The sequence below is a fragment of the Pseudomonas syringae genome, from assembly GCF_001698815.1.
GTDB classification, from domain to species: domain Bacteria; phylum Pseudomonadota; class Gammaproteobacteria; order Pseudomonadales; family Pseudomonadaceae; genus Aquipseudomonas; species Aquipseudomonas syringae_A.
The window spans coordinates 12,732-39,117 of record NZ_LGSI01000053.1; the positions used below are offsets into that span (position 1 = coordinate 12,732).

Here is a 26,386-nt window from a genome sequence, read left to right on the forward strand (position 1 = left end):
ACTGAAGATGCCGAAACATCAATGATCGTTGTCTAGAAACTGAAATCCACCTTGGTCCACAAGGTACGCCCTGGCTCGTTGAGCGCCCGGTCGCCGGCAAACCCGAAGCCAGCGTCGCCCGCCAGATTCAGATGTTCGGTGTAGTTCTTGTCGAACAGATTGTCTACGCCGGCGCTGACTTTCAGCTGCTTGCTCAGCTTGTAGCTGCCATTGAGCGAGAACACCCCAAAACCGGCGCTCTTGCCAAAGTCCTGGCCGACCACGTTACCCTTGCCTTCGGCGACCCGGTTTTGCTCTGCCACCAGCCGCCATAACGCCCCGGCACTCCACAGCTCACGCTCATAGGTCAAACCGAGCTTGCCTTCCAGTGGCGGCATTTGCGGCAGCGCCTGTCCATCCGAACTGTTCTTGCCCCAGGCATAAGCCAGTGTCGCGTCGGTTTTCCAGTTGGCATCCAGACGATAGGCGAAGCCCAATTCGCCGCCCATGATCCGTGCGTCCACGTTGGACACCTGGGATGTCGTGGTACCCATCATGTTGGTGCTGTAGTCAAACAGAATGAAGTCGCGCACCTGCCCCACATAGCCGGACGCCCAGGCCTGCAAATCGTCACCGTTGTACTGTGCGCCGAAGTCCAGCTGGGTGGTTTTCTCGGGCTTTATGCCGTCGAAGGCGTTGCGGGTGCCGCTCGGCCCACTATCGGGGGAAAACAGCTCCCAGTAATCAGGAAAACGCTGCACATGACCGATGCCGGCGTACAAGGTCGTGGGCGAGTCCGCAAGATCGTATTCGTAACGGACGAAACCACTGGGCAAGGTGTCGGACCGGGTATCGTCGGCCGTGGGGTTGGTCACTTGGGTAGACATGCTGCGCAGAGTATCGCGGTAATCCTTGGCCGAGGCCCGATCCAGACGAGCGCCGCCGACCACCCGGCGACGCTCGGCAGCGAACCAGGTCATTTCGGCAAAGCCGCCGTAGTCGTGCTCTACCGCATCGGTATTCCAGGCCACGGCGTCCGCGTCGGTATAGAACGCGGTCATCATGTTGTAGGTGGAATTACGTGTGCGATGTTCGCTGCGCATGGCGTCGACGCCGGTCACCAGCTCCACGTCGGCCCATTTCCAGGTGGAGGCCAGACGCGTGCCAAGGGTTCGTCGATCGACCTGCGAAGCCATGGGCATGCTCATCATGCTGCTGGGGTCGGGTGTGCGCAGCCGAAAGTTGTCCATGATGTGGTCGGCATAGTTGTAGTAGACCTGCGCTTCCAGCTTATCCAGCACACCGCCGAGGTTACGCTTCTCGAAGCGCAGTCCGAGGCTTTCGCGGGCCAGTTGCGAGCTGTCCATGCCCCGGCCACCCAGACGCGCCTCGCCATTGCCCTTGCCCGCCGTGAATTCAAGCAGCGTATCGGCATCCGGCGTCCAGCCCAGCGCGATGTCAGTATTCCATTTGTCCCAGCGCGACGGCACCGTATTGCCGCCGCCATCCTTGTAGTCATCGGCACGAGACTGATTGCCCACCATGCGCAGATAACCTTGCGGTCCGCCCACCGCACCATCGAGCACCTTGTCGAAGCGCCCGTTGGAGCCCACCAGCACGCTGCCGTCAAGACGACTGCCCAGCTCGCCGAAATGCTCGGGACCGCGCTCGAACAGCACCGTCCCGGCTGAAGCTCCCGGCCCCCATTGCACACTTTGCGGGCCTTTGATCACGGTCAGTTTGTCGAAGGTTTCCGGAGCGATATAGGAGCTGGGCGCGTCCATGCGCGCCGGGCAGGCACCCAGCATCAGCCCGCCATTGGTGCGCAGGTTCAATCGCGAGCCGAACATGCCACGCAGTACCGGATCGCCGTTGGAGCCGCCGCTGCGAATCGCGGAAAAACCCGGGATGGTCTTCAGATAGTCAGTGCCGTCGCTGGCCGGTACTGGCTGACGCGCTTCCTTCGGGTTGGTGACGATGGTCAGCGGCGAGCTCTGTTGCACGGCGGTGATGACCACGGGCGACAAGTCCAGCGGCGCCGTCGCCGGTTCTCTGTCAGTGGGTGCAGCGTGAACAATGCCTGGCAATGTCAGGCCGAGAAACAGTCCAAAGGCGTGACGCCAGCGTAGACGGGGTAGATCCAGGTGAAAGGCAGGCTCGTTCTGAGTCGAGTACATAAAGACATCCGATGAAAAGTCAGGTGGTGGCTGCCAGCAAAACGTCAAACAGCGCACGCACAGACTGGCGTCGGCGCATGGGTCGATTGATTGTTGTTCAGCAGCGGATGGCAGTGACGTTCAGCGAAAGGAGAATGGCGGTGCCCGGCTCCGAGCGCCTGGAAACACCGGTGCGCGGACTTGCTGCGGGGTAAACGAGGTTGCCAGGAACGTCGCCGGCACGATGCCCAGCGGCGCGACAATCAGGTTGGATTCGATGAGTGGTGGATGCTGGAACAGCAGCGTGCAATAGCCGCACTTTTCCCAGATGACCAAATCATGATGACCGCCCGGCGAGGCAGGCTTTGAAACCTGCGCCATGCCCGGCATGTCTTCGCAGGTCATGTCGTGGGCCATCGGCGCGCCCATGCCATGGGCCATGCTCGCGCCTTGGGAAATCAGCGGGCCGATGAAGATCATCAGCATGGCGAATATGCCCAGCCAGGCGCCGATACCGTGCCGACTGCCCGTGCCTGCGCGGCCCTTGATCAATCCCCTGCGCAGGTTTTCAACGCCACGTGTGCCCGTTGCCGAGGACTGATGCCTGGCATTGAGTAATCGGTGGATGGCAGGGACGTTCATGGCCGGGAAATGTAACACCGCTGCTACAGGTTCAACATCGCCCGGCAAACGCTTTGCGCAGTGTCGATTCACCCCGATCCGCGCAACGCCACGGCGGACAAGCGCTGCGTCGTGCCTTGCGACATAAGCGCACAGCGGGGAACTTTTCCGCTGTCTTGCCGACGGCGTGGCCTTCTTTTGAAGTCAGACACATGATGTTGAACGTCTGTGCCAATACGCTTTCAGAGTCCTTGTTAGTTCTTTATCACCGAGCGCGACAGCAATTTCGCGCTCCCCAAGACGAGATGCCTGCACATGAAAATTCTGATGGTTCTCACCTCCCACGACCAGTTGGGCGACACCGGCAAAAAAACCGGCTTCTGGCTGGAAGAATTCGCGGCACCGTATTTCATCTTCAAGGACGCGGGCGCGCAACTGACCCTCGCCTCGCCCAAAGGTGGTCAGCCGCCCCTTGATCCGAAAAGCGACGAGCCAGACGCGCAAACTGAAGCCACCGAACGCTTCCGCAAAGACCCCAACGCCCAGGCCGCACTGTCCAGCACCTTGCACCTGCAAGACGTGAAAGCCAGTGACTTTGATGCGGTGTTCTACCCCGGTGGCCATGGCCCACTATGGGATCTGGCTGAAGACCCGCATTCCATCGCCCTGATCGAAGCCTTTCAGACCGCAGGCAAGCCAGTCGCTGCCGTTTGCCACGCCCCCGGCGTGCTGCGCCACGTGAAAGCCGCCGATGGTCAGCCGCTGGTCAAAGGCAAGCGCGTCACCGGCTTTACCAATACTGAAGAAGAGGCAGTCGGCTTGACCGATGTCGTGCCATTTCTGGTGGAAGACATGCTCAAGGCCAACGGCGGCGACTATTCCAAGGCCGGGGATTGGGCCAGCTACGTGGTGGAAGATGGCCTGCTGATCACCGGGCAGAATCCATCGTCTTCAGAGGCAACTGCGCAGGCGTTGTTGCAGCGTTTGTAACGCAAAAAGCCCCGATTTACGGAGCTTTTTTTCAAACCCGAAAGGCTCAGGCAGCCGCAGCTGCCTGAGCGCGTTTCATGCTCAACATCGCCAACACGGCAACCACCGCGACGATGGCGCTGAACAACTCGCCGACATGCCGCAGGCCAAACACCGGCACGCTGACGCCTACGGCGATGACCGGCAGCGACATGGAAAAATAAAACACCACGAACAATGCCGAGCTGACCGCTGCCTTGTGGTGCGCGGGGCTGGCGGCAGTCACTGCGCCCATGCCTGCGCGGAACACCATGCCTTGGCCGATACCGGCCAGCGCGCCGACAATCATCAGCAAGCTCAGTTGTTGCGTCGCAATGCTCAAGCCCAGGGTCGCCATGCCCAGGATCAGCCCGGCGCAACCGGTGGTCATGTGTAAACGTGCGGGCAACCACTGCAGCGCGGCCTGACCCACTACTGACGCAGCGAAGAACGAGCCGACCACCGCACCGATCACCACGCCGTCGGACTGGTCCATCACCTGACGCATGATCGACGGCACCATGCTGGTAAACAGCCCGGCGACGCTGAATCCGGCCATGCCGGCAATCGCCGCCGGTATGAACATCCCGCGCACGCCCGACGGAATCGATGGCCGCATGACCCGCAAGCGTGGCACCGGCGGACGCTCGACGGTTTCCGCAGCCACCGCGATCCCCTGCATCGCAAGCGCCAGACAACCCAGATGCAACCAGAACACCAGATGCAACGGCTGCGGCAAGTACTGCGACGTAAGCCCGGCGAGCAAAGGGCCGAGCCCCAGGCCAAACATGTTGGCTGCGGTGGCAATCAACGTCGCGCGTTTGCTCCAGCTTTTCGGCGCCAGTTCGATAATCGCCACGGTGGCAGTGCCGGTCATGATCCCGGCGGAAAACCCGGAGAACAGCCGCCCCAGCAGCAAGCCGCCAATGGAATCACAGAGCAGGAAAATCGCCGCGCTGATCGCGCCCATCAGCAAGCCCGCGAACAACATCGGCCGCCGACCAATCTGGTCCGACCAACTGCCGACCGCCAGCAGCGCCGCAATAACCCCCAACGCGTAGATGGCAAAAATCAGCGTGACCCAGGTTTCGCCAAAGCCCATTTGCTGCTGGTAATACACGTACAGCGGCGTGGGCAACGTGGTGCCGATCATGGCGATCAGCAAAGCGCAGGCAACCAGAAAGAAGCCTCTGCGAGAAGGTAAATCAGGCTCGGTCATGCTCCGTCCTCGGTTAAATATCCATTGTGATGAGAACCCGGCGGCTGGGCCGGGCCGACAATAGTAACGAGGGGTTGGATGCAGCGGCAGGGAAATGTTTCAAATAATTCCCGGAGCGTCACTCCGAAATATCGACCAGCGCAATGTTTTGCGGTGCGTCGGGGCTCGCACCTTTGTTGTCCCGACGGTCGTTCATCCAGTCATCGACCTGAGCAAAAAATACCGGCGGTGCCTTGCGTCCGAAACGTCGGCCCAGATCCAGAATGGTCTGCTGCGCCAGCGCCTCTTCCATGCGTTTTTGCGCGACCAGCATCGCGCCGTGAATGCCGCAAGTCCCTTCCGTGGCCCAGCCTGGCGGCTCGCCGCCGAACACCGCGCAACGCCCACGAATATCGCGGCATTCAAAAATGGATTTCTTGCCGTCGATGGCCGTGACGATATCCAGCAGGGTGATTTCGTCGGAAGGACGCGCCAGCTTGAATCCACCCCGCACGCCTTCGGTGGCGACCACCAGTTTCGCTCTCGCCAGCTTGGTGAAGACCTTCGCCAGGTATTCGTGGGGCACACCGAAGGCTGGGATCGTCAGGTCAAATACGTCAAGGAAGAAGGTAAACAGCTCAAGACGCAGATCAACACCCAGTGGATTTACCCGCCAGCAGCCAATCGTGCAGAAGCGCTGGCGGCGGCTGATCCGTTGATTCCTGTGGTGGCGTAAGCCGCCGCACATCCGCTGGAGCGAACGGGCGGCGTTCCGACTTGCCCGCGAAGAACGATAACGCGGGTGGGACTGGCAAACCGAGGCGTCTGATTCGCGGGCAAGCCTCGCTCCAACAGTGCTAGAGCCTACTGCTTACGAAAAAACAACGTCACTTGCCCCAACTCTACCCCCAGCTTGCTCATGTAGGAGCGATTGGCCAGGGTCTGGTCGTCGAGCAAATACATCCAGTCATCGAAACGTACTTCGTAGGTCTTGCCGTCCACCGGCAGGTTCAGCACGTAGTTCCAGTGGAAGGTATTGCCGGAAACTTCGCCAAACGCCTCGCCCACCACATCGCTCGCCGTGCCTTTCCACTTGCCCTGCCCGGTCGGGACCAGCGTCCAGACCCGGGTTTGTTTAGTGCCGTCGCTGTAGTTGAAGGCTTCGTGCATGATCAGCTTGTCGCCTTCACTGCGGCCGTTGATCACCACGTGAAAACGCTTGGTCACTTCCCCCGAACGCTTCTGGAAAATCCCTGAAGCCAGGACCTGTCCAGTGAAATAGTCGCGCAGGTCGAGCTTCGGCGTTTCCTGGCTGTATTGATCGACCTGCACCCCGCTGCAACCCGCCAAACCGATACACAGCATTAAAACGATTCTTTTCAGCATGGTGCTTCCCTTATTTCCAGAGGCCTTATTTTCAGAGGGCGCAGATCACGGAGCAGCCGTGCCCAACAACTGTTCGCGCAGATTGGAATTGCGGCTGTCAGCGTTCAGCCAGATGGCGAAGAAAGCCTTGGCAAACGCCGGATCCCGCACGACCTGATGCAACGTGTCGCCAACGTAAAAGCGCGCCTCCTGACCTGGCACATTCACGCCGACGATCCTCGTACCTTCCTGCACATCGACAAACGCCCGCTGCATCTGCTCTCGCCAGATAACCAACTGCGCAGGGCTGACCTGCGCGCCAGACGTGCGCTTGATCTCATCGATGCTGGCGTCCACCAGATCCTCGCGGGAAATGGAACGGTGATACGTCAGCTCAAGGGCGAATGGCTTGTCAGTTTGCAGAGGTTTGCTGGTGCTCCACATCCGCGCGGTGTAGATCCTGAAGCCGTACATACGAAACTCACCGCTGCCGACGACTTGCGCATGGGGCAACGCTTCCTGCCAGCCTGCCGCCAGGCTTGTGCCGCTCAACAACCAGACTAACCACAACCATGGTCGCGTCATGCAAGGCCTCACTGACCGCTGCAACATAAAAACGGGGCACAAAAAAAGGCCAGTAACGCGGTGCAAGGCCAAGAGACCACTACAACACCTTGCCACTGACCCAGAAGATTAAAACCTATACGACAAATAGGATCTTGTACAATATTAAGTGAAGTTTATTCAAACACTCGATTGCCCTGCAAAGACCGGCTCACCCAGATTGAGCATCAAACGATTGGCCCAGGCGAAGATTGAAATGGCGTGAATCAGATCCAGCACCTCGCCGTCATTCAAGCCTTGATCCCGCAATGGCTGGATGTTGCTCGCGCCCAGCGCACCGGGTTCCAGGGTCAGGTCGATGGCGAACTGGACGATGGCTTTTTCGCGATCCGTGGTCCCTGCGGTCGCTGGATCAGCAAAAATCTGTGCGATCACATCGTTGCGTTTGGCCAGTTGCTCAAACCGTTGCGCATGCACCGACGCGCAGTACACGCAGCGATTGATACACGACACCACGGTACTCGCCAATTCCCGCTCGGCACGGGACAAACCGCCCGGCGCGTACATGATGGCGTTGAAGGCCAGGGAACGCTGACGGAGGATTTCCGGGTCGTGGGCCAGCGTCAGGTAATAGTCGGAAACCTTGCCCTGAGGATGGCTTTCTTCCAGCACCGCCACTTGTTCCGGGGTGGCGCTGTCGAGATCGATGGTCGGCAACCAGGCTTTCCAGCCCAGCACTTCGCTGGTGAAGCCGTTGATGCGGATTGGGTCACTCATCATGCGGCTCCTGGGGACGACAACGCGCTGAGCCCGGCAGCCAGGCGCACTTGATAGGACAGATAGGCGATCAATTGCGCCAGCACGACGATTTCCGCCGTGGTCAATCCGGCCTGCTGCAAGACCTGCAACGCCTGCTGATCACCTGCTACCGGACTCAGAATCAAGGTCCGGGTAAAACCGAGAATGGCTTGCAGGCGCGAATCGCCGAGGCTGGCCAGCGCATCGGCATCGATCTGCGCCAATAGCGCCTGATCAATGTTCAGCGCGCTCAGCTGCTCCAGGTAATAGCCGCTCAGCACTTCATTCGGGGTCAGACGGCTGGCGTAATACGCCACCAGCAGACGCTCGCTGAGGGACAGGCCGTCCGGTAACTGCGCGCTGAAAAACAGCGCATGGCTGCCTTGCGTCGCCGAGACGACTTTGTCCCGCGCGTGGCGAACCTGGTGCAGATGGCTGCCGGGCGCGATGCCCAGCAGGCTGTCCAAAGCATCCGGGACGGCGGTAGGTTCAACGGTGGAGTTCATGGCAAATCCTCTGGATTCAAGGCAGTTCGGTAACCATGGTCGCGGCGGTACGGTCGCTGACCAGTGGTTCGACTTTCAGGCCTTTGCGGGCCGCCCAGATGTTCTGGTAGTGGAACAGCGGGATGATGCCTACGTCGTCCGCCACGACCCTGGCGGATTCCTGAAGAATCGTGCGGCGCTTGGCTTCATCGAACTCTGCTGTGGCCTTGACCAGCGCCTGATCGACCAGCGGGTTGCTGTAGTGACCCCAGTTCGAAGCGCCCTGCCCTTTGGCGCTGTCCACCGTGGTGAGGATGTTGGTCAGCGCGTAGGCGGCCTCGCCCGTGCCGTTGCCCCAGGCAATCACACTGATTGCCAGCTCATTCTTGTTCGCCTTGCCGGCATAAACTGCCCAAGGCAGCACTTCCAGTTGCACTTTCACACCAATCCGCGACCAGAACTGCGCCACGGCCTGCATGGCTTCCGGCGCTTGCGGATAGCGATCACCCGGTACATGCACGGTCAGCTGGAAACCCTCGGGGAAACCCGCATCCTTGAGCAACGCCTTGGCCGCCGCCGGATCATAGGCAATGTTCTTCAGCTCCGGGTTATAGCCAAAGGTATTGGCCGGCATCCATTGGTTGGCCTCGGTCACGGTGCCTTGCATGATGCGTTCGACGATGGCCGGACGGTTGATCGCCAGCGACAAGGCCTTGCGCACCCGCACATCGAGCAAGGGGTTTTGCTCAAGGGTCTTGCCAGCGTTGTCACGGATGTATTCGTTGGGCCCGGCGCGGAAGCTCGGCTGAATCAGCAAGGCGCGCAAGCCGGAATAGGCGTAGACCTTCACGTTCTCGCTCTGGCGCAGGCGTGCTACGTCGGTCGGCGAAACCTTGTCGATCACGTCCACGTCGCCGGCCAGCAAGGCGGCAGTGCGGCTGGCGGCGTTGGCGATGAAGCGATAATCCACCGAATCCCACAGCGGTTTCTCGCCCCAGTACTCCTTGTTGCGCTCGAAGATCGTGCGATCACCCGGCACATAGGAAACGAAACGATACGGCCCGGTGCCAACCATGGCTTTGCCGGAGTTGTAATCGGCGCTAGCGGCAGTCGCGCCCACGTGACGGCTAACGACATAGATCGAGTCAACATCCGGCAGCAGGTTGGCGTTCGGCGAGCGGGTTTTGATGATCAGGGTGTGATCGTCATTGGCCTGCACCGATTCCACGGTGCGCATGGCGCCCGCATAAGAAGCCACGGAACCCGGCACGGCGCGGGAACGCTCGAACGAAAACACAAAATCATCGGCGGTCAGCGGCGTACCGTCCTGCCATTTGACGTCATCGCGCAGGGCGAACTCCCAGGTTTTTTCGTCCAGCACTTTCCAGCTCTTGGCCAGGCCCGGCAGGGTTTTGTCGTCATGGCGGTTAACCAGCGATTCGAAGGCATGCAGCGCCACCGAGCGGTCGCCCGCGTAGTTATTCAACTCAGGGTCCAGGGACGACACCGGATCGGCGTAACCGATGCGCAAGGTCTGCGCCGAGACACTGCCAGCGGCCAGAATCAGCGCCGAGGCCAGCAGTGAACGAACAAGTGGTTTCATGGGTTATTTCCTTGTACGCAATGGCAATGAGCGTGACGGGCGACGATGCGCGCCCGTTCAGGCTGTTTCGTTGAGGTGGCAAGCGCTCAGGTGGTTGGGCGCAACCTCCCTGAGCGGTGGAGCTTCCTCGCGGCAGCGCGCCATGGCGTGCGGGCAACGGGGATGGAAATGACACCCGGCAGGCGGGTTCAGCGGGCTGGGGATTTCCCCTTTGATCGCGTCATAACGGGCACTGCGAATATCGAAACGCGGAATCTGCGCCAGCAATGCCTGGGTGTAGGGATGGTTGGCGCGAGTGAACAGATCGTCGACATCGGCGCTTTCCACGACCCGACCGAGGTACATCACCACGACCCGGTCACACAGGTGCTCGACCACGCCCAGGTCGTGGCTGATGAACAGATAGGTCAGCCCCAACTCATCGCGCAGGTCCATGAACAGATTGAGTATCTGCGCCTGAATCGACACATCCAGCGCGGCCACCGATTCGTCGCAGACGAGTAATTCCGGCTGGACCGCCAGCGCTCGGGCAATGCCGATGCGCTGGCGCTGGCCGCCGCTGAACTGGTGCGGATAACGCTGGCGCAATTGTGGACTGAGCCCGGCACGTTGCAGTTGGGCGCTGACGTAATCGTCGAACCCGGCCTTGTCGGTCAAGCCATGCAACAGCGCCCCCTCACCGACGATCCGGTCAACCCGCAGGCGCGGATTGAGGCTGGCGGACGGGTCCTGGAAAATCATCTGGATCTTCAGCCGCGCGGCATGCCGCTCGTCGGCAGTCAGCTCCTGCAACGATTTGCCATCGATAGACGCCGTGCCGGAAGACACCGACAGCAAACCGGCGACCATCCGCCCGAGGGTCGACTTGCCACAGCCGGACTCGCCCACCAGCCCTACCACTTCACCTCTGGCAATGCGCAGATCCACCCGATCAACCGCATGCGTCACCGACTTCGGCCTGCTCAGTTGCAGGCGCTGCAGCACGTGCTCCAGCGTCGTGTCGGGACTGGCCTTGCCGAAGGTTTTGCTGACCTGGCGCAGTTCGATGATCGGCGTCGATTCACTGTTCATCGGCGGCTCCCGGGTGAAAACAGCGGACCCAGCGGCCCGGTGCGATTTCTTGATTGGGCGGCTCCTGCGCGCAGATCTCCGAAGCCCTGCTGCAGCGTGCGGCAAAGGCGCAGCCGGCAGGCATCGACAACAGATCAGGCGCCATGCCTGGAATCTGCCGCAACCGCTGACCGCGCTTGTTGCGGCTCGGCAGGCTGTCGATCAAGCCTTGGGTATACGGATGCTGCGGGGAATCCAGCACCGCCGCGACGCTGCCCTGCTCGACAATGCGTCCGGCGTACATCACTGCGATGTCATCGGCCAGCCCGGCAACCACTGACAAGTCATGAGTAATCCAGATCAGCGAAGTGTTCTGTTGGCGCACCAGTTTCTGCACTTCACTGAGAATCTGCGCCTGAATCGTCACGTCCAGCGCCGTGGTCGGTTCGTCGGCAATGATCAGGTCCGGCGAATGCAGCAACGCGATGGCAATCGCCACCCGCTGGCGCATGCCGCCGGACAATTGATGCGGATAGGCGCGCAAACGTTCGTCAGGGCTGGCGATGCCCAGCAACGCCAGCGTGCGGCTGGCATGCGCGCGGGCTTCGGCGCGACTGAGCGGTTGATGCGCGCGAACGGCTTCGATCATCTGCGTGTCGATGCGCAACACCGGATTGAGCGTCATCATCGGGTCCTGGAAGATCATCGCGATGCGATTACCTTGCAGGTTGCGCAGCTCCTTGGGCGACAGCAGCGTCAGGTCACGGCCCTGAAACAGCACTTGCCCGCCACTGATCCGCCCCGGTTCGTCGACCAGACCGAGGATGGAAAAACCGGTCACCGACTTGCCCGATCCCGACTCGCCCACCAGGCCGAGAATCCGCCCCGGCTGAATGCTCAGGGACACATCGCGTACCGCAGGCAACACCCCGGCGCGGGTATAAAACGAGGTGCACAGGCCGCGCACATCCAGCGTCGGTTGCTCGGCAGACGGCCGTTCGAAAGAGCTTAACGGCGCGCTCATCGCTGCAACCTCGGGTTGAGAACATCGCGCAGGCGATCGCCCACCAGATTGATCGCAACAATGGTGATCAACAGCGCCAACCCCGGAAAGAAGCTGATCCAGTATTCGTCGCTGAGCATGTATTGAAAGCCGTTGGCGATGAGCAAGCCCAGGGACGGCTCGGTGATCGGCACGCCAAGGCCAAGGAACGACAGCGTCGCTTCCAGAGTGATGGCCCGGGCGATCTGCAACGCGCCGATGACGATCAGCGGCGGCAGGCAATTGGGCAGAATGTGCCCGACCACGATGCGCCACGGCCCGATACCCTGCCCGCGTGCGGCGTCGACATATTCACGACGGCTTTCCGTCAGGGCCTGACCACGGGCAGTGCGCGCGTAGTACGCCCATTCCAGTACCACCAGCGTCAGCATCACATTGCCGACGCCCTTGCCCAGCCAGGCGAGAATCATCAGCGCCATGAGAATTACCGGGAACGACAACAGCAAATCCACCAGACGCATCAGCAACGCATCGACCCAACCGCCTGCGTAGGCCGACAACAAGCCAAGCAGGGTGCCAATCACGGCGGCGATCAGCGCCGAACCGATCCCCACCCACAGGCTGATGCGCAACCCGTAAATGATCGCCGAAAGCAAATCGCGGCCTTGACCATCGGTGCCCAGCCAATAGGTGTAGCCACCGTCGACATTCGCCGTGCCGGGCGGCAGGCGCGCGTCGAGCACGTTGAGCTGCATCAAGTCATAAGGGTTCTGGAACACGATCCACGGCGCCAACACGGCAACCAGCACGATGACCAGCAACAGCACCAGACCAACGATCGCCGTGGTCGAGCCTTTGAACTCAGCAACCCCGCGTTGCCATGGCGACTGCGCCTTGAAAGTTGGTTTGGCGGGCGCCTTGGTGGCTGCCATAGAAACCTCGCTCATGGCCTCACCTCTACGCGTACCCTGGGATCGAGAAAGTAATACAGGCCATCGACGATCAGGTTGAGCACCACGAAAATCACCACAACGACCATCAGATAAGCCACGACCACGGGCCGATCCAGCATATTGATGCTGTCCAGAATCAGCTTGCCGGCACCGGGCCAGGCAAAAATACTTTCCGTCACTACGGCGTAGGCGATGGTCGACCCCAGCTCCATGGCCAATACCGTGACCAGTGGAATCATGGTGTTGCGCATCACGTGCATGCACATCACCCGGATCGGCGAGAGGCCTTTGGCACGGGCAAATTTAACGTATTCCTGCGGCAGCACTTCACGCACACCGGCGCGGGTCAGGCGCAGCACCAGGGATATCTTGAACAGCGCCAGGTTCAACGCCGGCAGAATCAGATGTTGCAACCCGTCCAGGGTCAGGAACGACCACTGCACGCCGAACAGCTCGCGGGTTGCACCCCGTCCGCTGGCGGGCAGCCAGCCCAGCTTGATGGAAAACAGCATGATCATCATCAGCGCCACCCAGAATGCGGGCAGCGAAAAACCGATGATGCTGGTGGCCATCAACAACCGGGAAAGCGGGTGATCGGGATAGGTGCCGGCGAACATCCCCAATGGCACGCCCAACACCACGGCCAGGAGCATCGCGCTGAACGCCAGTTCGAACGTCGCTGGCAAACGCTGCACGATCAGGCGCATGGCGTCTTCGTGATAGACGAAACTCTGGCCGAGATTGCCGTACACCGCACCTTTGAGAAACAGCAGATATTGCTGCCACAGCGGTTTGTCCAGGCCCAGATGAGCGATGGCGGCCAGGCGTTCGCTCTGGTTCAGATCTTCCCCGACCAGGATATCCATCGGGTTGCCGATGGCGTTCAGACCGATGAACACCACCAACGTCATGAGCAGCACCACCAACAGCGATTGGCTCAAGCGTCGCACGAGCCAGCCGATCATTCGCGCAACTCGCCGGTCGTGAGTTCGCCCGCGACCCATTCATCGCCGAGCAATTCCGGTTCGGCGTAGTTCTGCATCGCGTCGAAATGCTGCTCGATGTCTTCGTTGAACAACTGGCCGACCAAACCATGAGCCAGGCGTTTGGCGCCTTCACTGATGGCCGGGATATCACCCGAGACCGCTCCATAGCTCAAGGATGCGGTGTAGTTGAAGCAATGAATCTGGCTGATTCCCGGACAGGCGCCGGGGGTCTTTTCCTGAAATTCAAAGCTCAGGCCAAGGTCGGGCAGATCATCCAGCTCGGGATCGGGCGCATTGCCCGGCGGCGTGAAACTGTCGCTCCAGACCTTGATGTGCGGCGCGAACGCGGCGAATTCAGGACGCAGCTGAAAATTGGTACGAAAGCCGGTGGCGAACACCAGAAAATCGTATTCGAGCCTGGCGGTCGGCGTATCCAGCCACAGGCCGCCAGCCGGGTTTGCCCGCACGGCAACAATCGGACTATTCAACAAAAAGCGCGCGTTGGCCGAGCGGGAAACCCGCAAGGTGCTGCCCCGAGGTGGCGGCACTTGCTGCGCATTGAGGTATTTGCGAATTCGCCATTTCCAGACATCCGGCAGACGCCAGTAGCCATGGGTCATGCCCGGACTGCCAGCGCCCTTGCCTTTGTTGATGCGCGGCAATTCGGCGCGGCGTACCAGCAGATCGACGCGCTGCGCGCCAGCTTCCAGCGCGGTGGCCGCGCTGTCCATGGCCGATGCGCCGCCACCGATGACCGCCACTCGCTTGCCGACGAACCAATCGTCCTGCAAACCCGACGCCGAGTGAGTCCAGAAATGGCGCGGCAAATCGTTCACCAGATCCGGCACCCATGGGCCACCCAATCCGTCGCGACCGGTGGCCAGCACTACATGCCGCGCCACAACCCGCTGCACCTGGCCGTCATGGGCGATATCCAGTTCCACCAGACTGTCGGCACGCGGCTGGACCCGTTCGACACGGTGTTCATTGCGCACATCCAGATCCAGCACCTTGCGATACCAGCGCAGATAGTCCGCCCATTGCAGACGCGGAATCTTGTCCAGGGCGTTCCATGCCGGCAGACCGAATTGCGCCTCGAACCAGGCGCGGAAGGTCAATGCGGGTAAGCCCAACGCCGGGCCGGTCAATTGCTTGGGCGAGCGCAGGGTTTCCATACGTGCGGTCGTGGCCCAAGGGCCTTCGAAGCCGGTTGGCGCCTGGTCGAACACCCTAGCGCTAACGCCCAGGTTGCGCAGTTCCGCCGCCAACGCCAGGCCGGCCATGCCGCCACCGATAATGGCGATGTCCAGCACAGCTTGCCCGGCGTTGAACCGCGGCTTGACCCAGGCGGCGGCAGGCAGATCCAGCCATTGCAGATCCTGGCGCAGCCGGGCCTCCAGAGCGGCAAGACCAATGGGTTGATTCACGTCGGACATTCTTGATACTCGGAGTGGCTTGCGGAGGAAACTGCTCAATTTCTATACAAAAAGCATTCCACAGTCATAAATTACGCATTCATAGGCCTATTGAATGCAGATTCCGAATACTAAGAGCCTCGCTTTATTCCATCAACTTCCAAAAACGAATATTAATATTCTCACAGGTTATTAGTCCAGCCAAAATGCTCGGCTTGCCGATCCAGTAGCGCGCCTAGCCGGCGTAAATGCTCTGCAATAAAGCATCGTGGGTCGCGGGATCATGCATGACCAGGTCAGGCAGCAACGCCTTGGCTGAGTCCGCCAGCTCAGTCACCAGGGCTTGCGCGACATCCGAAAGCGGGCTGGCAAATGCTGAAATCAGGCCGAAGAAGAAGGGAATGTTGCATTCGATGGGACGCACTACAACGCCCTCCAGCGGCACGCCGACGGCGGTAAAGGGATCAACCAGCGCGACACCCAGCCCGACACGCGCCATTTGCATGGCCACCAATGAAGTGTTGGTATCGAGCATCAGCGGCTCGCCACCGCCATGATCCTGAAACGCCTTGTCGATGCGTCGCCGGAATCGATAAGGATTGGACATGGTGATCAGTGGCTGCCGGGCCAGCACTTCCATGGGCAAGACATCAAACTGCGACAACTTCGAATCAGCCGCCAGCACCGCAACGCAAGGCGATTCGCCAATCCAGTGGATGTCCAGACCCCGATGTTCCAGTGGCAGGCTCACGGCGCCCAGATCCATGGTTTTGGAAAGCACCGCCTGCACGACGTTTTCCGGGGACATGCTGTGCAGCTGAATGTGTTGCGGGCGCAAATCCTGCGGCAAGTGCGACAACGCCAGCGGCAACAGCCCGGCTGCCAGCGCCGGAATGGCCACCAGCTTGATCTGGCGGTTTTCGTCCAGGGCGATGTGCTGCGCACGCTGGCGAATATTGCGAATCCCCAGCAAGGCACTCTCGACATCGCCGTACATCATGAATGCCTTCTGGGTCGGCGTGACTTTCGGGCCGCTGCGCTCGAACAGGGCAAATCCCAATTCCAGCTCAAGCTCCTGAATGACTCGCGTCACCGACGGCTGGGAACGACCGAGCATCTTCCCTGCCGCAGTCACACTGCCCGCCGACATGACGGCCGCAAACGCTTCGAGTTGCCGCAAATCCATACACACGCCTTGAAGATCGAAATGAAGAGTCCGTTCTCCTCCGGGGCAACCTGAAACGGGACGAGAAACGCCAGCAAAGCCTAACCATAGTTTCGATCAGCGTCGATGGTGATTGCAGCCGCCGTCCTGCACCAGGCCTCAAGCGCGCTACAACTCTCAATCCACGGAAATATTCACAGTGGTTTCCGGTTTCGGCGCCGCAGGCTTCTTGGGCAGCGTGATATTCAGCACGCCCCTGCTGAAATGCGCCTGGATATGCTCGGCATCCACACCCGTGGGCAAACTGAAAGTTCTTTCAAAATGCCCATAACGACGCTCCGTCAGGTGGTAGTTGGCAGATGAGTCCGACTTCTCCTCGCGCTTTTCGCCCTTGATCCGCAGGTTGCCGTCGACGACCTTGACGGTCAGGCTCTGCTCGTCCGCGCCGGGCACTTCTGCGGCGATTTCGTAGGTGGTTGCGGTTTCCCGAATATCCACAGCGGGCGCCTGAACACCGGAAAACTCCCCTGACCAGAACGGTTGCACATCAAACCGGCCGCTGCGGGAAAGGATTGAAGGCAGGCTGTTGAATTCGTTCAGCAGATGGTCGAACTGCTGACGGATGCGGTCCAGCGGATGCCAGTTGCCAGGGCCGGTCGTTGGCTTTTTTCCATCTTCAGGGGTCGGAGTTTTTTGCTCGGAATCATTCATGACACATGTCCTCCACAGAACAGCTGACGGGGTACGCAAACTTGATTCTAGTACATGGCAAATCTGTGGGAGGCAGCAGCGATGCGGAGGGTAATCGACAGCGCGCGATTACTTACCAAACACCCATAAAAAAGCTCCCGGATATTCTCCGGGAGCAAGAAGCGAAACAACTCATTATTAATCGTTATAGGTATAACTTTTTATCAGTAGAGACGATCAACAACACGGACGTCGGACTGCTGTTGTGTCGCGATCCATTCATTCTTCAGGGTTTGCAGAACCCGGTTCATGAATACTTTGTCGGCGGCGGCTTTCTTGCCAACGTAGCCATGGCCGCGACGGTAGGTCCGTAGACGGGCCCGCATTTCCGGGTGGCTACTGCCGAAATCGTTTTCCTGGCAAGTCAGCGGATCGACATGAACATCGCCTTCGTTGCTGATCCACAATACATGGCTATCCAGACTGTCTTTGCGCGCGGCGAACAATTGGGCCAGTTCATCAATAGTAGGTTGTTTGTTCAAATTCATTTGAATGCTCCTTGACCGCTCGTCAACCGGGTTTAATTAGTTAGCTAATACACATGATCAATCGGCCAGTGGATTTGTGTCGCTGCACCTGCATGACATTCGCTATCAGACAACTTGCAGATCCGGCCCATGAATAGATGCGTGTAGCCTTGATAAAACACTGCTGCGCAAGAGCACCACAACGAGAGGAGAAGTTGCGAAAAGTCTTGATTCAAAAGGCTATTACAGCGCTGACAACTAACAATTGACTGTCAACCACAAGCCTCATGAGGACGTTTCGCCAGCATCTCGAATCCGGTCAGGGATCATGCCAGGTCAGCTTCATCAATCTGCCTTGTGGGCAGCACACATCCGGGAACATCACGACGGCTCGTCGTGCATGTCAGAACACCCTTTTACCGCTCTCCCGATCAGGGAGACAGCTGCATAATGCAAGGCGAAGGGGTAAGCGTCAACACTTATGTAGTGATTTTTTTAGAGCACTACATATTTTTATTCTGACCGTCCGGTCATTCCCTTCCCGACCTGACGCGCCACGCAACGCCCGCCGTAGTGCCGTCAGCGAGCGGTTGTCGAGCTCTCGAGCATCTTGCGGACTTTCTCCAGCAGGAGATTCAGCTTGAACGGTTTGATGACCATATCCATGCGCTCGCCCAGGAAATGCTGGCGGTTCACGGCGTTTTCCGCGTAACCGGTCATGAACAGCACCGGCAGATTTTCCCGCCATACCCGAGCGCGGTCGGCCAGTTCCCGCCCGTTCATGTGCGGCAGTCCGACGTCGGACAACAGCAGATCCACCGACCGGTCGTGCTCAAGAATCGATAGAGCGGTGGCAACATCAGCGGCCTGGGTGCAGCGATAACCGTTGTCGATCAGCAGCTCGTTGACGAACATGCGCACCGAAGCAGTGTCTTCGACAATCAGAATATGTTCCCCGGCACCCGGCTGCACCGGCAGACTCGGTTCGGTCTGCGCAGGCGGCACATCCACCGCCGCGGGAATCATCAGTGTCACTTCGGTGCCATGCCCGGCAACACTGCGAATCAGCACGTCACCGCCAGACTGCCTGGCGAAGCCGTAAATGGTCGAGAGGCCGAGCCCGGTCCCTTCGCCGATAGGTTTGGTGGTGAAAAATGGATCGAACACCTTGTCGATGACGCTGTGGTCGATGCCAATCCCGTCATCCTTGACCGACAACGCGATGTACGCGCCGTCGGCGACCCGCGGATCACCCTTGGAATGCGCGGCGAAGGTCGTGACCCGCACGTTGCCGCCGTTGGGCAGCGCATCCCGCGCATTGATGACCAGATTGAGCACCGCGCTTTCCAGCTGGCTGGAGTCCACCAGGGCCACGGCGGATTTGGACGTCAGGTCCAAAGTCAGCGCGATGCGCTTGCCGATGGTGCGGCTGAGCAGGTCTTCCAGGGAGCGAATGTGTTCATTGACATCGATTGGCCGGGCATCCAGCGGCTGCTGACGGGCGAACGCCAGCAACCGGTGCGTCAGGGCTGCTGCGCTCATGGCCGAAGCCAGGGCGGCGTCCGCATAGCGTGCGACGCGCTCGGGACGATTCTCCTCGGTGCGCTTCTTGATCAGCTCGATACCGGTGATGATCCCGGTCAGCAAATTGTTGAAATCGTGGGCGATGCCGCCGGTCAGTTTGCCGATGGCGTCCATCTTCTGCGCCTGCAACAGCTGCGCTTCGGTGCGCGCACGCTGGGCAACTTCATGGGCCAGCTGGGTATTGACGGTGTCGAGCTGGCGCAGATGCGACTGCTCGCGCTGGCGATGTTCGGTGACATCTTCAACGAATACCAGACTCAGTTCCGGCGTACGGTACGGGGAAATCTGCCACTCGGTTTCGCGCACTTCGCCTTTGACCAACATCAGCAGCGTGCCTCTCCAGCGCTCTCCCGCCAGCAGTCCGGCGCGCAGTTGCTGGATGATCTCGTCCTGATCGGGTGCCAGCGAGTCCAGCATGGTCTGCCGGGAAATGCTTTTCTGGATCAACTGCGCGAACGCATGGTTGCACTCGTGCACTTTAAGGTCGGCGTCCATGACCGCGATCGGTGCAGAAATGTTGACGAAGATTTCCCGAAAGCGTGCTTCGCTTTCGCGTAGCGCGTATTCAGTGTCGCGTACTCGCAGCAGCGTGCGCAGGGTTGCCAGCAGCACGTCGGCGTCCACCGGATGCACGAGATAGGCATCGGCGCCAGCTTCAAGGCCGGTGACGATATCAGCCGTCTGGATAGAGGCCGCAGAAACATGCACCACCGGCAACAAAGCCGTACGCGGTTCCGACCGTAACAGGCGCACGATATCGAAACCGCTCATGTCCGGCAGATTGACGTCGAGGATCAACGCATCAGGTATTTCCGAGGCAATCAGCGCCAGGCCTTCAGTACCGGTACCGGCCTCAAGCACAACAAAATCGTGCTGTTCCATGCGCCGTCGCAAGGCATAACGCGTGGCGGCATTGTCATCGACGATCAGCAGGCGGATTTCACGCTTCATCGCCAGGCTCCCCACCAATGTCGCCTGTGCTATTAGCCCCGGCAATTGCCAGCGGAATAATCACGAAGAAGGTCGAGCCGACGCCCGGTTTGCTTTGCACCCCTACCCGGCCACCGAGCAGCTCGGCAAAGCGTTTGCACAGGGACAATCCGAGACCCGTACCACGCCAGCGTTTTTGCAGCGGCGAGTTGATCTGCGAGAAATCCTCGAACAGTTCACCGAGCATTTCTTCGGGAATACCCACGCCCGTATCGGTCACCGCGAAACGAACTTCCTTGGCGTTTTCCAGGCGTGCCGAGACGCGCACTTCACCACGCTGGGTGAACTTCAGGGAATTGGAAATAAAGTTGCGCAGAATCTGCCCGAGTTTTTTGTCATCGGTAAACAGCCGAGGCAAGCCGATGGGCTCTTCGAAAATCAGGTCCACCGAAGACATATTGACGATCGGGCGAAACATGCCGCGCAGGGCTGCAAACAAGTCGAACATGTCGAACCAGGCCGGGGAAATGGTGATGCGTCCGGCCTCGATCTTGGCCAGATCCAGCAGATCATCGACCATGTCGGACAGCTCACGTGCGGCACTGCTGATAAACGCAACCTGGCGATGCTGCTCGGTGGCCAACGGCCCGTCGATTTCATCGGTGAGCAGGCTGGAAATACTCAGGATCGAACCCAGCGGCGTCCTGAATTCATGGCTCATATAGGACAGGAAACGGCTTTTCAGATCCGAAGCCTGACGCAGCTCGTTGGCCTGATTGTCGAGTTCGGCATACAACGCGAGCACGCCTTGATTGGTTTCATCCAGCTCGGTGCGCAAGGCCTCGCCTTCAGCTCGCAGGCGCGCAATCTCGAGGGTCAGCTCGATCTGGTCAGCGGTGGTTGACTCAGACATTGGAAATCTCCAAAGCAATCACTAAAACAGTCACATCGTCACGCCCCCGGCAATAGTCGCGGTGCAGCACGGCCGCGATGACTGCCGGGTGGCGGAAAGCCAGCCCCGGATACTCACGCAGGTCCCAACGCGATTGCAGCCCGTCGCTGTACATGATCAACAACTGGCCACCGACCTGCGGAAAATCGAAAACCTGGGCTTTGCGAAACTGCAGCCCGACGATGCCTGGGTGGGAAGCCAGACCGCGAGATTTCTCGGCACTGATCAACGTACCGCCGATATTGCCGATACCGACAAATCGCATCGAACTGCTTCTGGCGTCGAACTGCGCAACTGCAACGGCGCCGCCGCGTGTTCCGCGCATGGCGTCGTGCATCTCTTCCAATGTGAACGCTGGAGAAGCAAAAGGTTGTCGGGCAAATGCATTTTCACCGGCACGGGCCGCAAGCTCGGCATCTTCGCCGTGACCCAGGCCGTCGATAATCAAGGCACTGATCCAGCCATCCCTGATCGCAAATGACCAGATATCGCCACAGGCCGGGTCGTTATGCAGCGAATGCTGGCTCACGCCGAACCGGACATCCTTGATCGATTGCCCTCGGGGAAAGAACCGCGCCAGAACCACCGAGCCGCGAGCGTCGGAATGGACGTCAAAGACATCGGCCTGACGGGAGATCGCACCCAGCCCGATGCCCTGAGTGCCGCGCGTGGAAAAACCATCCTGCAGACAATCATGCACATCGAAGCCTGGTCCACGGTCTATCGCGATGACTTCGATGCCGTGCAATGCCGGCGAGCGGAACGTGCGCAGGTGTAACTCGCCTCGCGTCGCATGCTTGAGCAGATTGCTGGCCAGCTCAGTGGTCACCAGCGCGGCGCGACCGGCATCGGCTTCGCAGAAACCCAGGGTCTCGGCGAATTGCTGAACCGTGCGCCGGGCGTGCCCTACCTGGCTACTGTCTTCGATTAACAAAACCTGAGTCAGGCTGCTGCGCAGCATCATGTCCATCGGGTAATGGTTACCCGAGTGCCGGCACCGGGCGCGGTGTCCAGGTCAAACTCGTCCACCAGACGTTTGGCGCCGGTCAGACCCAGCCCCATGCCTTTGCCGGAGGTCCAGCCATCGGTCATTGCCAGTTTCAAGTCCGTGATCCCGGGGCCTTCGTCGCGGAAGGTGACACGCAAGCCGGTACGCAGGTTGTCATCGAGGATTTGCCAATCCATGTGCCCGCCGCCGCCATACACCATGGTGTTACGCGCGAGTTCACTGACCGCCGTGACCATTTTGGTCAGATCGATCAGGCGCATTCCGCATTCTTGGGCGAGCTTGCGCGCAGTCTGGCGCGCGAGCACCACATCCTGTTCGATCAGCACGGGCTGGGAACCCTCGCTTCGCACAATCATTGGGCGTGCGCCCGCTCGTGCAACAGTTTCATGCCACGCTCCACGTTGAGCGCGGTGCAGACGCCGGGCAGGGTCATGCCCAGCTCAACCAGCGTGATCGCCACGGCGGGTTGCATGCCCACCAGCACGGTTTCGGCGTCCATGATGCGCGACAGGCCGGAAATCGTGCCGATCATGCGTCCGACGAACGAATCGACGATATCCAGCGCCGAAATATCGATGAGCACACCCCGCGCCGAAGTTTTGCTGATCAGCTCGGAGAGGTCGTCCTGCAGGTTCAGCGCGAGCTGATCATGCATGTCCACTTGAATCGTGACGAGCAGGTAAGCACCCATCTGCAGAATCGGTATACGTTCCATGGGTTTACACCGCCTTGGTGACGGTCAAACCCAGACGACGCAAGGCCAGCGCCAGGGCGTCGGCAAGATTGGCCTTGGTGACCACGCCTTGCAGATCAAGGCCCAGGTGCACGATGGTCTGCGCGATTTGTGGGCGCACGCCGCTGATGATGCAGTCGGCACCCATCAGGCGAATGGCGGTCACGGTTTTCAACAAATGCTGGGCAACCAGCGTATCAACGGTTGGCACGCCGGTGATGTCGATGATGGCAATTTCAGAACCGGTATCGACGATGCGTTGCAGCAGCGATTCCATGACCACCTGGGTACGTTGCGAATCCAGGGTGCCGATCATCGGCAGTGCCAGCACGCCATCCCACAGTTTCACCACGGGTGTGGACAGCTCCAGCAGTTCTTCCTGCTGACGCTTGATCACTGCTTCGCGGGATTTCTGGAAGGTACGAATGGTGTGCATGCCCAAGGCATCCAGCAGCTCGGAAATCTCCAGCACCTGCTCGGCGAGCATCGTCGGGCTGTCTTCGTATTCGCTTTGCAGCATCGCGAACAACGGGCCTTTCAACGAGAAGATGAAGCTGGCGGTCTGTTGCGAATCCTGGCCGCTGAGGGCGCGGCTATGGGAGAGCTTTTCCAGGAACAGGCGAATTTCGTCCCAGTCGCTGCCACCCAGCGATTGATGACTGCCCTTCTCTGCCACGGAAATCACCAGAGCCAAAAAGTCAGCAGCCTGCAGCTTCAGGTCGTCTTCTTTGATATTGCGCGTTGCGCCGCTGGCTTCCAGGCCGGAAAGCCATTTGGAAGTCAGGCTGGCCTGGGATTTTTTCATTGCTTCAACGGTACGCTGCTGCAGTGCTGCCATGTTCTTGAACTCCTGAAACAGTGCGGTCTTCCCAGCAAAGCTGGAAGAAAAACTAAATGGTGTCTTTTGGACGACAAACAGTCGCTGCGCGGAATTTTCTACACATTGCGGCGGATTGCAAGTATGACAGCGAGGCTGCGCGTGACATTCCAGACACTTTCTAAAATAACTAACGCACCAACAAACACACTTCAACCAATCCGTTTGGATAGATTACGCTAAATATCAACATCATGTTCAATCTAAGCAATTAACCCCCAGCGCTTGTGCCGGCCCACATTAATTAACTCCGGCAAACTTTTCGACGATTTTTTCGATGACTGCACGCACCCGAGCAGTGTGGCGCAGGTCTTCATGGGTCACCAGCCAGACATCATAAGTCGTCAACCGGAAACGTTCGGGCCAGATGCGTGCAAGGCCGTCCATTTCTCCCAGGCAAACCGGCAGTTCGCCGATGCCGATTCCGGCCGCAACGGATTTACGCATCATCAACCCGGAGTTGACCGTGGCGACCAAACGGCCCTGGGTGATGGGCTCGGAGCACATGGTCGGTGGCTTTCCCGTCTCCAGATAAGGCTGATACATGATCAGGTCATGCCCGGCAAACCCGGCCGGTGGTTGACCGCAACGCTCGACGTAGCCCGCCGATGCGAACAATCCCACCGGCCAGCGAGCGATGCAGCGGGCGATCAGATCCGGATTCTCCGGCTTGATGTTGCGAATCGCGATGTCGGCTTCACGCTTGGACAGGCTGGCCACTTCAATCGAGGTGTCGAGCCGGACTTTGATGTCGGGATGGACCTGATGCAGGCTGGCAATGGCCGGGATCACGAAGTCGACGGCGAGGGAATCGGTGCTAGTGATGCGCACCTCGCCCGTCAATCGCTCGTCGAGACCGAGAATTTGCCGTTGCAACTCCAGCGCTGACTGCTCCATTTTCTGTGCCGCTTTCAGCGCTGCTTCCCCGGCCACGGTCAGCACATAGCCGTCCGAGGTGCGCAGGAACAGGGTCGTGCCCAGGGCTTTCTCCAGTGCGCCGAGCCGACGCCCCACCGTGGCCTGATCCACACCCAACACCCGCGCAGCCCCGCGTAACGTGGCCTTGCGGCATATAGCCAGGAACACCCGGGTGTCATCCCAGTTCATATGCCACCCCTAGCGATGCATTTATGCATCTTTGTCATGAGAAATCACTGCAAGTCTGCATCAATAATCATCGTTACCATGAACACAGCCAAGCACTTTCGGTGCTTTCACCTGATTTGCGGGAAATTCCATCATGCTCACGACCACTGATTCCGCTTCACCCCGGCGTAATAATGTCTGGCTGCACATTCTGGCTGGCCTGTGCGCCAGCCTGGTCAGCATCGGTCTGGCGCGTTTCGCCTACACGCCGCTGATTCCGTCGCTGATCGGCGCGCACTGGTTCTCCGCGTCCGACGTAATTTACCTGAGCGCCGCGAACCTGATCGGCTATCTGATCGGCGCGCTCGCCGGGCGTCCCATCGCCGCTCGCCTGTCCAACGGCCATAGCCTGCGCCTGATGATGCTGCTGGCGACCGCTTCGTTCTTCGCTTGCGCCTTTCCACTGTCGATCACCTGGTTCTTCAGCTGGCGCCTGTTGTCCGGTATCGCGGGCGGCGCAATCATGGTGCTGGTGGCGGCAACAGTGATTCCCCACGTTCCGGCCGCGCGTAAAGGTCTGGCCAGCGGTGCGATCTTCCTCGGTGTCGGCCTGGGCATTGCGGGCTCCGGGACGCTGGTGCCGTTCCTGTTGTCGCTGGGCCTTCGCGATGCGTGGATCGGCCTTGGGCTGGTGTCCTTACTGTTGACCGCTGTCAGCTGGTTCGGTTGGCCTTCGGCGAGTGCCACCGCTGCGGTCAATGCGGGTGCCGCGCAGCACGTTCAACCCGGCAAACCAGCGCCGCTGGACCGGGCGGTTTATCTGCTGTTCGGCCAATACGCGCTGATGGCAGTAGGTCTGGTGCCAGCCATGGTGTTTCTGGTCGACTACGTGACCCGAGGCCAGGGCGCCAGCGCTCACGTCGGCGCATTGATCTGGGTGATGTATGGCATTGGGGCGATCCTCGGACCGGTCATTTATGGCTTCCTCGCCGACCATCTCGGCGCGCGGAATTCGATTCGCCTTGTATTGTTGGTTCAGGCGCTTGCCGTCGCCGGGTTGTGCATGACCCACTCGTATCCGCTGCTGGCGCTGCTCGCCGTGATCATTGGTTCGTTTCCGCCGGGCATCGTCCCGCTCGCCTTGGCCCGCATTCACGAACTAGTGCCGGGTCATGAACAGCAACAAGTCGCCTGGAGCCGCGCAACAGTATCGTTCGCCACCTTTCAGGCGCTGGCGGGCTACGGTTATTCGGTGGTCTTCAATGGCAATGGCGGGCACCACGTGATGTTGTTTGCTATCGCGGCCGGGGCTATCGTCGTTGCACTGGTTGCCGATCTTGGATTGGCGCTGATCACTCGCAAAAGCGTGGCGGCGGAGCAAGCACCAAGCCGGGATGCGACTGTGTAGGAGCCAATTTATTCGCGAGACGATATTCCAGACTGGAACACGACTCCGTTGTAGCGAGGCTTGCCCGCGAATCGATTTACCAATCACTACGTGTGGCGACTGGCCTGACACCTTCGCGGGCAAGCCTCGCTCCAACGGATGATCTCGTCGGCACAAAAAACGCGGTAGTCCGGGATGATCGTGTAGGAGCGAATTTATTCGCGAGACGATCTTCCAGACTGGAACACGACTCCATTGTAGC

The 26,386-nt window shown here is 59.7% G+C and carries 25 protein-coding genes and 2 pseudogenes; 3 read left to right on the forward strand and 24 right to left on the reverse strand.

The window, feature by feature from the left end; all coding sequences use genetic code 11:
• Nucleotides 1-32: 32 nt before the first annotated feature.
• Together AFK24_RS18780 and AFK24_RS18785 are read right to left on the reverse strand one after the other, a co-directional pair.
• Nucleotides 33-2,156 carry a TonB-dependent copper receptor gene (locus tag AFK24_RS18780; RefSeq protein ID WP_065834653.1) on the reverse strand — a complete coding sequence of 708 codons (2,124 nt, stop codon included), beginning with the start codon at nucleotides 2,154-2,156 and terminating at the stop codon, nucleotides 33-35.
• A gap of 120 nt (nucleotides 2,157-2,276) precedes the next feature.
• Nucleotides 2,277-2,777, reverse strand: a complete 501-nt coding sequence (locus AFK24_RS18785; RefSeq protein ID WP_080482209.1) for a DUF2946 family protein — start codon at nucleotides 2,775-2,777, stop codon at nucleotides 2,277-2,279.
• A 294-nt stretch (nucleotides 2,778-3,071) separates the two neighbouring features.
• Here AFK24_RS18785 and AFK24_RS18790 point away from each other — a divergent pair, with 294 nt between their 5' ends.
• Nucleotides 3,072-3,746: a type 1 glutamine amidotransferase domain-containing protein gene (locus tag AFK24_RS18790; RefSeq protein ID WP_065834654.1), complete on the forward strand. Its 675-nt coding sequence runs from the start codon at nucleotides 3,072-3,074 to the stop codon at nucleotides 3,744-3,746.
• Nucleotides 3,747-3,792: 46 nt separating this feature from the next.
• On the opposite strand, the gene AFK24_RS18795 is transcribed toward AFK24_RS18790, so the two are convergent.
• Both AFK24_RS18795 and AFK24_RS18800 read right to left on the reverse strand, forming a co-directional pair.
• A complete protein-coding gene (locus tag AFK24_RS18795) occupies nucleotides 3,793-4,983 on the reverse strand; it encodes an MFS transporter (protein WP_065834655.1) in 1,191 nt (396 codons plus the stop codon).
• Between the two features lie 118 nt (nucleotides 4,984-5,101).
• Nucleotides 5,102-5,551: pseudogene (locus AFK24_RS18800) on the reverse strand (RrF2 family transcriptional regulator); the annotation flags it as partial.
• Between AFK24_RS18800 and AFK24_RS30865 the strand changes: the two are divergent.
• Nucleotides 5,549-5,698 (forward strand): annotated as a pseudogene (locus tag AFK24_RS30865) (NAD(P)/FAD-dependent oxidoreductase); the annotation flags it as partial. The pseudogenes AFK24_RS18800 and AFK24_RS30865 overlap by 3 nt on opposite strands.
• 128 nt (nucleotides 5,699-5,826) lie before the next feature.
• On the opposite strand, the gene AFK24_RS18805 reads toward AFK24_RS30865, so the two are convergent.
• The 20 genes from AFK24_RS18805 to AFK24_RS18900 all read right to left on the reverse strand — a co-directional run bounded on the left by AFK24_RS18805 (nucleotide 5,827) and on the right by AFK24_RS18900 (nucleotide 24,758).
• Nucleotides 5,827-6,348 (reverse strand): DUF3833 domain-containing protein, encoded by a 522-nt coding sequence (locus tag AFK24_RS18805; RefSeq protein WP_065834656.1) that lies wholly within the window; start codon nucleotides 6,346-6,348, stop codon nucleotides 5,827-5,829.
• A gap of 45 nt (nucleotides 6,349-6,393) precedes the next feature.
• Entirely contained in the window at nucleotides 6,394-6,912 is a 519-nt protein-coding gene (locus AFK24_RS18810; protein ID WP_065834657.1) for a chalcone isomerase family protein, read from the reverse strand.
• Nucleotides 6,913-7,071: 159 nt separating this feature from the next.
• Nucleotides 7,072-7,668: a peroxidase-related enzyme gene (locus AFK24_RS18815; RefSeq protein WP_065834658.1), complete on the reverse strand. Its 597-nt coding sequence runs from the start codon at nucleotides 7,666-7,668 to the stop codon at nucleotides 7,072-7,074.
• Nucleotides 7,668-8,195: a CMD domain-containing protein gene (locus tag AFK24_RS18820; RefSeq protein ID WP_065834659.1), complete on the reverse strand. Its 528-nt coding sequence runs from the start codon at nucleotides 8,193-8,195 to the stop codon at nucleotides 7,668-7,670. Before AFK24_RS18820 ends, AFK24_RS18815 begins: the two co-directional genes overlap by 1 nt.
• Before the next feature lie 16 nt (nucleotides 8,196-8,211).
• The gene (locus AFK24_RS18825; RefSeq protein ID WP_065834660.1) at nucleotides 8,212-9,777 is read right to left on the reverse strand and encodes an ABC transporter substrate-binding protein; all 1,566 of its coding nucleotides are present in this window, start codon (nucleotides 9,775-9,777) and stop codon (nucleotides 8,212-8,214) included.
• Nucleotides 9,778-9,834: 57 nt separating this feature from the next.
• Nucleotides 9,835-10,848, reverse strand: coding sequence for an ABC transporter ATP-binding protein (locus tag AFK24_RS18830; protein WP_065834661.1), 1,014 nt, complete (start codon nucleotides 10,846-10,848; stop codon nucleotides 9,835-9,837).
• Nucleotides 10,838-11,851: an ABC transporter ATP-binding protein gene (locus AFK24_RS18835; RefSeq protein ID WP_065834662.1), complete on the reverse strand. Its 1,014-nt coding sequence runs from the start codon at nucleotides 11,849-11,851 to the stop codon at nucleotides 10,838-10,840. The genes AFK24_RS18830 and AFK24_RS18835 overlap by 11 nt, the downstream gene beginning before the upstream one ends.
• Nucleotides 11,848-12,762: an ABC transporter permease gene (locus AFK24_RS18840; protein ID WP_170826363.1), complete on the reverse strand. Its 915-nt coding sequence runs from the start codon at nucleotides 12,760-12,762 to the stop codon at nucleotides 11,848-11,850. The genes AFK24_RS18835 and AFK24_RS18840 overlap by 4 nt, the downstream gene beginning before the upstream one ends.
• A gap of 11 nt (nucleotides 12,763-12,773) precedes the next feature.
• Nucleotides 12,774-13,748 carry an ABC transporter permease gene (locus AFK24_RS18845; RefSeq protein ID WP_065834664.1) on the reverse strand — a complete coding sequence of 325 codons (975 nt, stop codon included), beginning with the start codon at nucleotides 13,746-13,748 and terminating at the stop codon, nucleotides 12,774-12,776.
• Entirely contained in the window at nucleotides 13,745-15,205 is a 1,461-nt protein-coding gene (locus tag AFK24_RS18850; RefSeq protein ID WP_065834665.1) for a SidA/IucD/PvdA family monooxygenase, read from the reverse strand. Before AFK24_RS18850 ends, AFK24_RS18845 begins: the two co-directional genes overlap by 4 nt.
• 214 nt (nucleotides 15,206-15,419) lie before the next feature.
• On the reverse strand, nucleotides 15,420-16,370 hold the full coding sequence (locus AFK24_RS18855; protein WP_065834666.1) for a LysR family transcriptional regulator: 951 nt from the start codon (nucleotides 16,368-16,370) through the stop codon (nucleotides 15,420-15,422).
• 156 nt (nucleotides 16,371-16,526) lie between these two features.
• A complete protein-coding gene (locus tag AFK24_RS18860) occupies nucleotides 16,527-17,060 on the reverse strand; it encodes an Hsp20/alpha crystallin family protein (protein ID WP_065834667.1) in 534 nt (177 codons plus the stop codon).
• A gap of 203 nt (nucleotides 17,061-17,263) precedes the next feature.
• Nucleotides 17,264-17,587 (reverse strand): hypothetical protein, encoded by a 324-nt coding sequence (locus AFK24_RS18865; RefSeq protein ID WP_065834668.1) that lies wholly within the window; start codon nucleotides 17,585-17,587, stop codon nucleotides 17,264-17,266.
• Between the two features lie 558 nt (nucleotides 17,588-18,145).
• Nucleotides 18,146-20,101: a response regulator gene (locus AFK24_RS18870; RefSeq protein WP_065834669.1), complete on the reverse strand. Its 1,956-nt coding sequence runs from the start codon at nucleotides 20,099-20,101 to the stop codon at nucleotides 18,146-18,148.
• Nucleotides 20,091-20,993, reverse strand: a complete 903-nt coding sequence (locus tag AFK24_RS18875) for a sensor histidine kinase (RefSeq protein WP_065834670.1) — start codon at nucleotides 20,991-20,993, stop codon at nucleotides 20,091-20,093. The genes AFK24_RS18870 and AFK24_RS18875 overlap by 11 nt, the downstream gene beginning before the upstream one ends.
• Entirely contained in the window at nucleotides 20,986-21,996 is a 1,011-nt protein-coding gene (locus tag AFK24_RS18880) for an ATP-binding SpoIIE family protein phosphatase (protein WP_065834679.1), read from the reverse strand. The genes AFK24_RS18875 and AFK24_RS18880 overlap by 8 nt, the downstream gene beginning before the upstream one ends.
• Nucleotides 21,993-22,397, reverse strand: a complete 405-nt coding sequence (locus AFK24_RS18885; protein ID WP_065834671.1) for an anti-sigma regulatory factor — start codon at nucleotides 22,395-22,397, stop codon at nucleotides 21,993-21,995. Before AFK24_RS18885 ends, AFK24_RS18880 begins: the two co-directional genes overlap by 4 nt.
• Complete coding sequence (locus AFK24_RS18890) at nucleotides 22,394-22,756, reverse strand: STAS domain-containing protein (RefSeq protein WP_065834672.1); 363 nt, start codon at nucleotides 22,754-22,756, stop codon at nucleotides 22,394-22,396. Before AFK24_RS18890 ends, AFK24_RS18885 begins: the two co-directional genes overlap by 4 nt.
• 4 nt (nucleotides 22,757-22,760) lie before the next feature.
• Nucleotides 22,761-23,612 carry an STAS domain-containing protein gene (locus AFK24_RS18895; protein WP_065834673.1) on the reverse strand — a complete coding sequence of 284 codons (852 nt, stop codon included), beginning with the start codon at nucleotides 23,610-23,612 and terminating at the stop codon, nucleotides 22,761-22,763.
• A 279-nt stretch (nucleotides 23,613-23,891) separates the two neighbouring features.
• A complete protein-coding gene (locus AFK24_RS18900; protein WP_065834674.1) occupies nucleotides 23,892-24,758 on the reverse strand; it encodes a LysR family transcriptional regulator in 867 nt (288 codons plus the stop codon).
• A gap of 133 nt (nucleotides 24,759-24,891) precedes the next feature.
• Here AFK24_RS18900 and AFK24_RS18905 point away from each other — a divergent pair, with 133 nt between their 5' ends.
• Nucleotides 24,892-26,145 (forward strand): YbfB/YjiJ family MFS transporter, encoded by a 1,254-nt coding sequence (locus AFK24_RS18905; protein WP_065834675.1) that lies wholly within the window; start codon nucleotides 24,892-24,894, stop codon nucleotides 26,143-26,145.
• The last annotated feature ends 241 nt before the right edge of the window (nucleotides 26,146-26,386 follow it).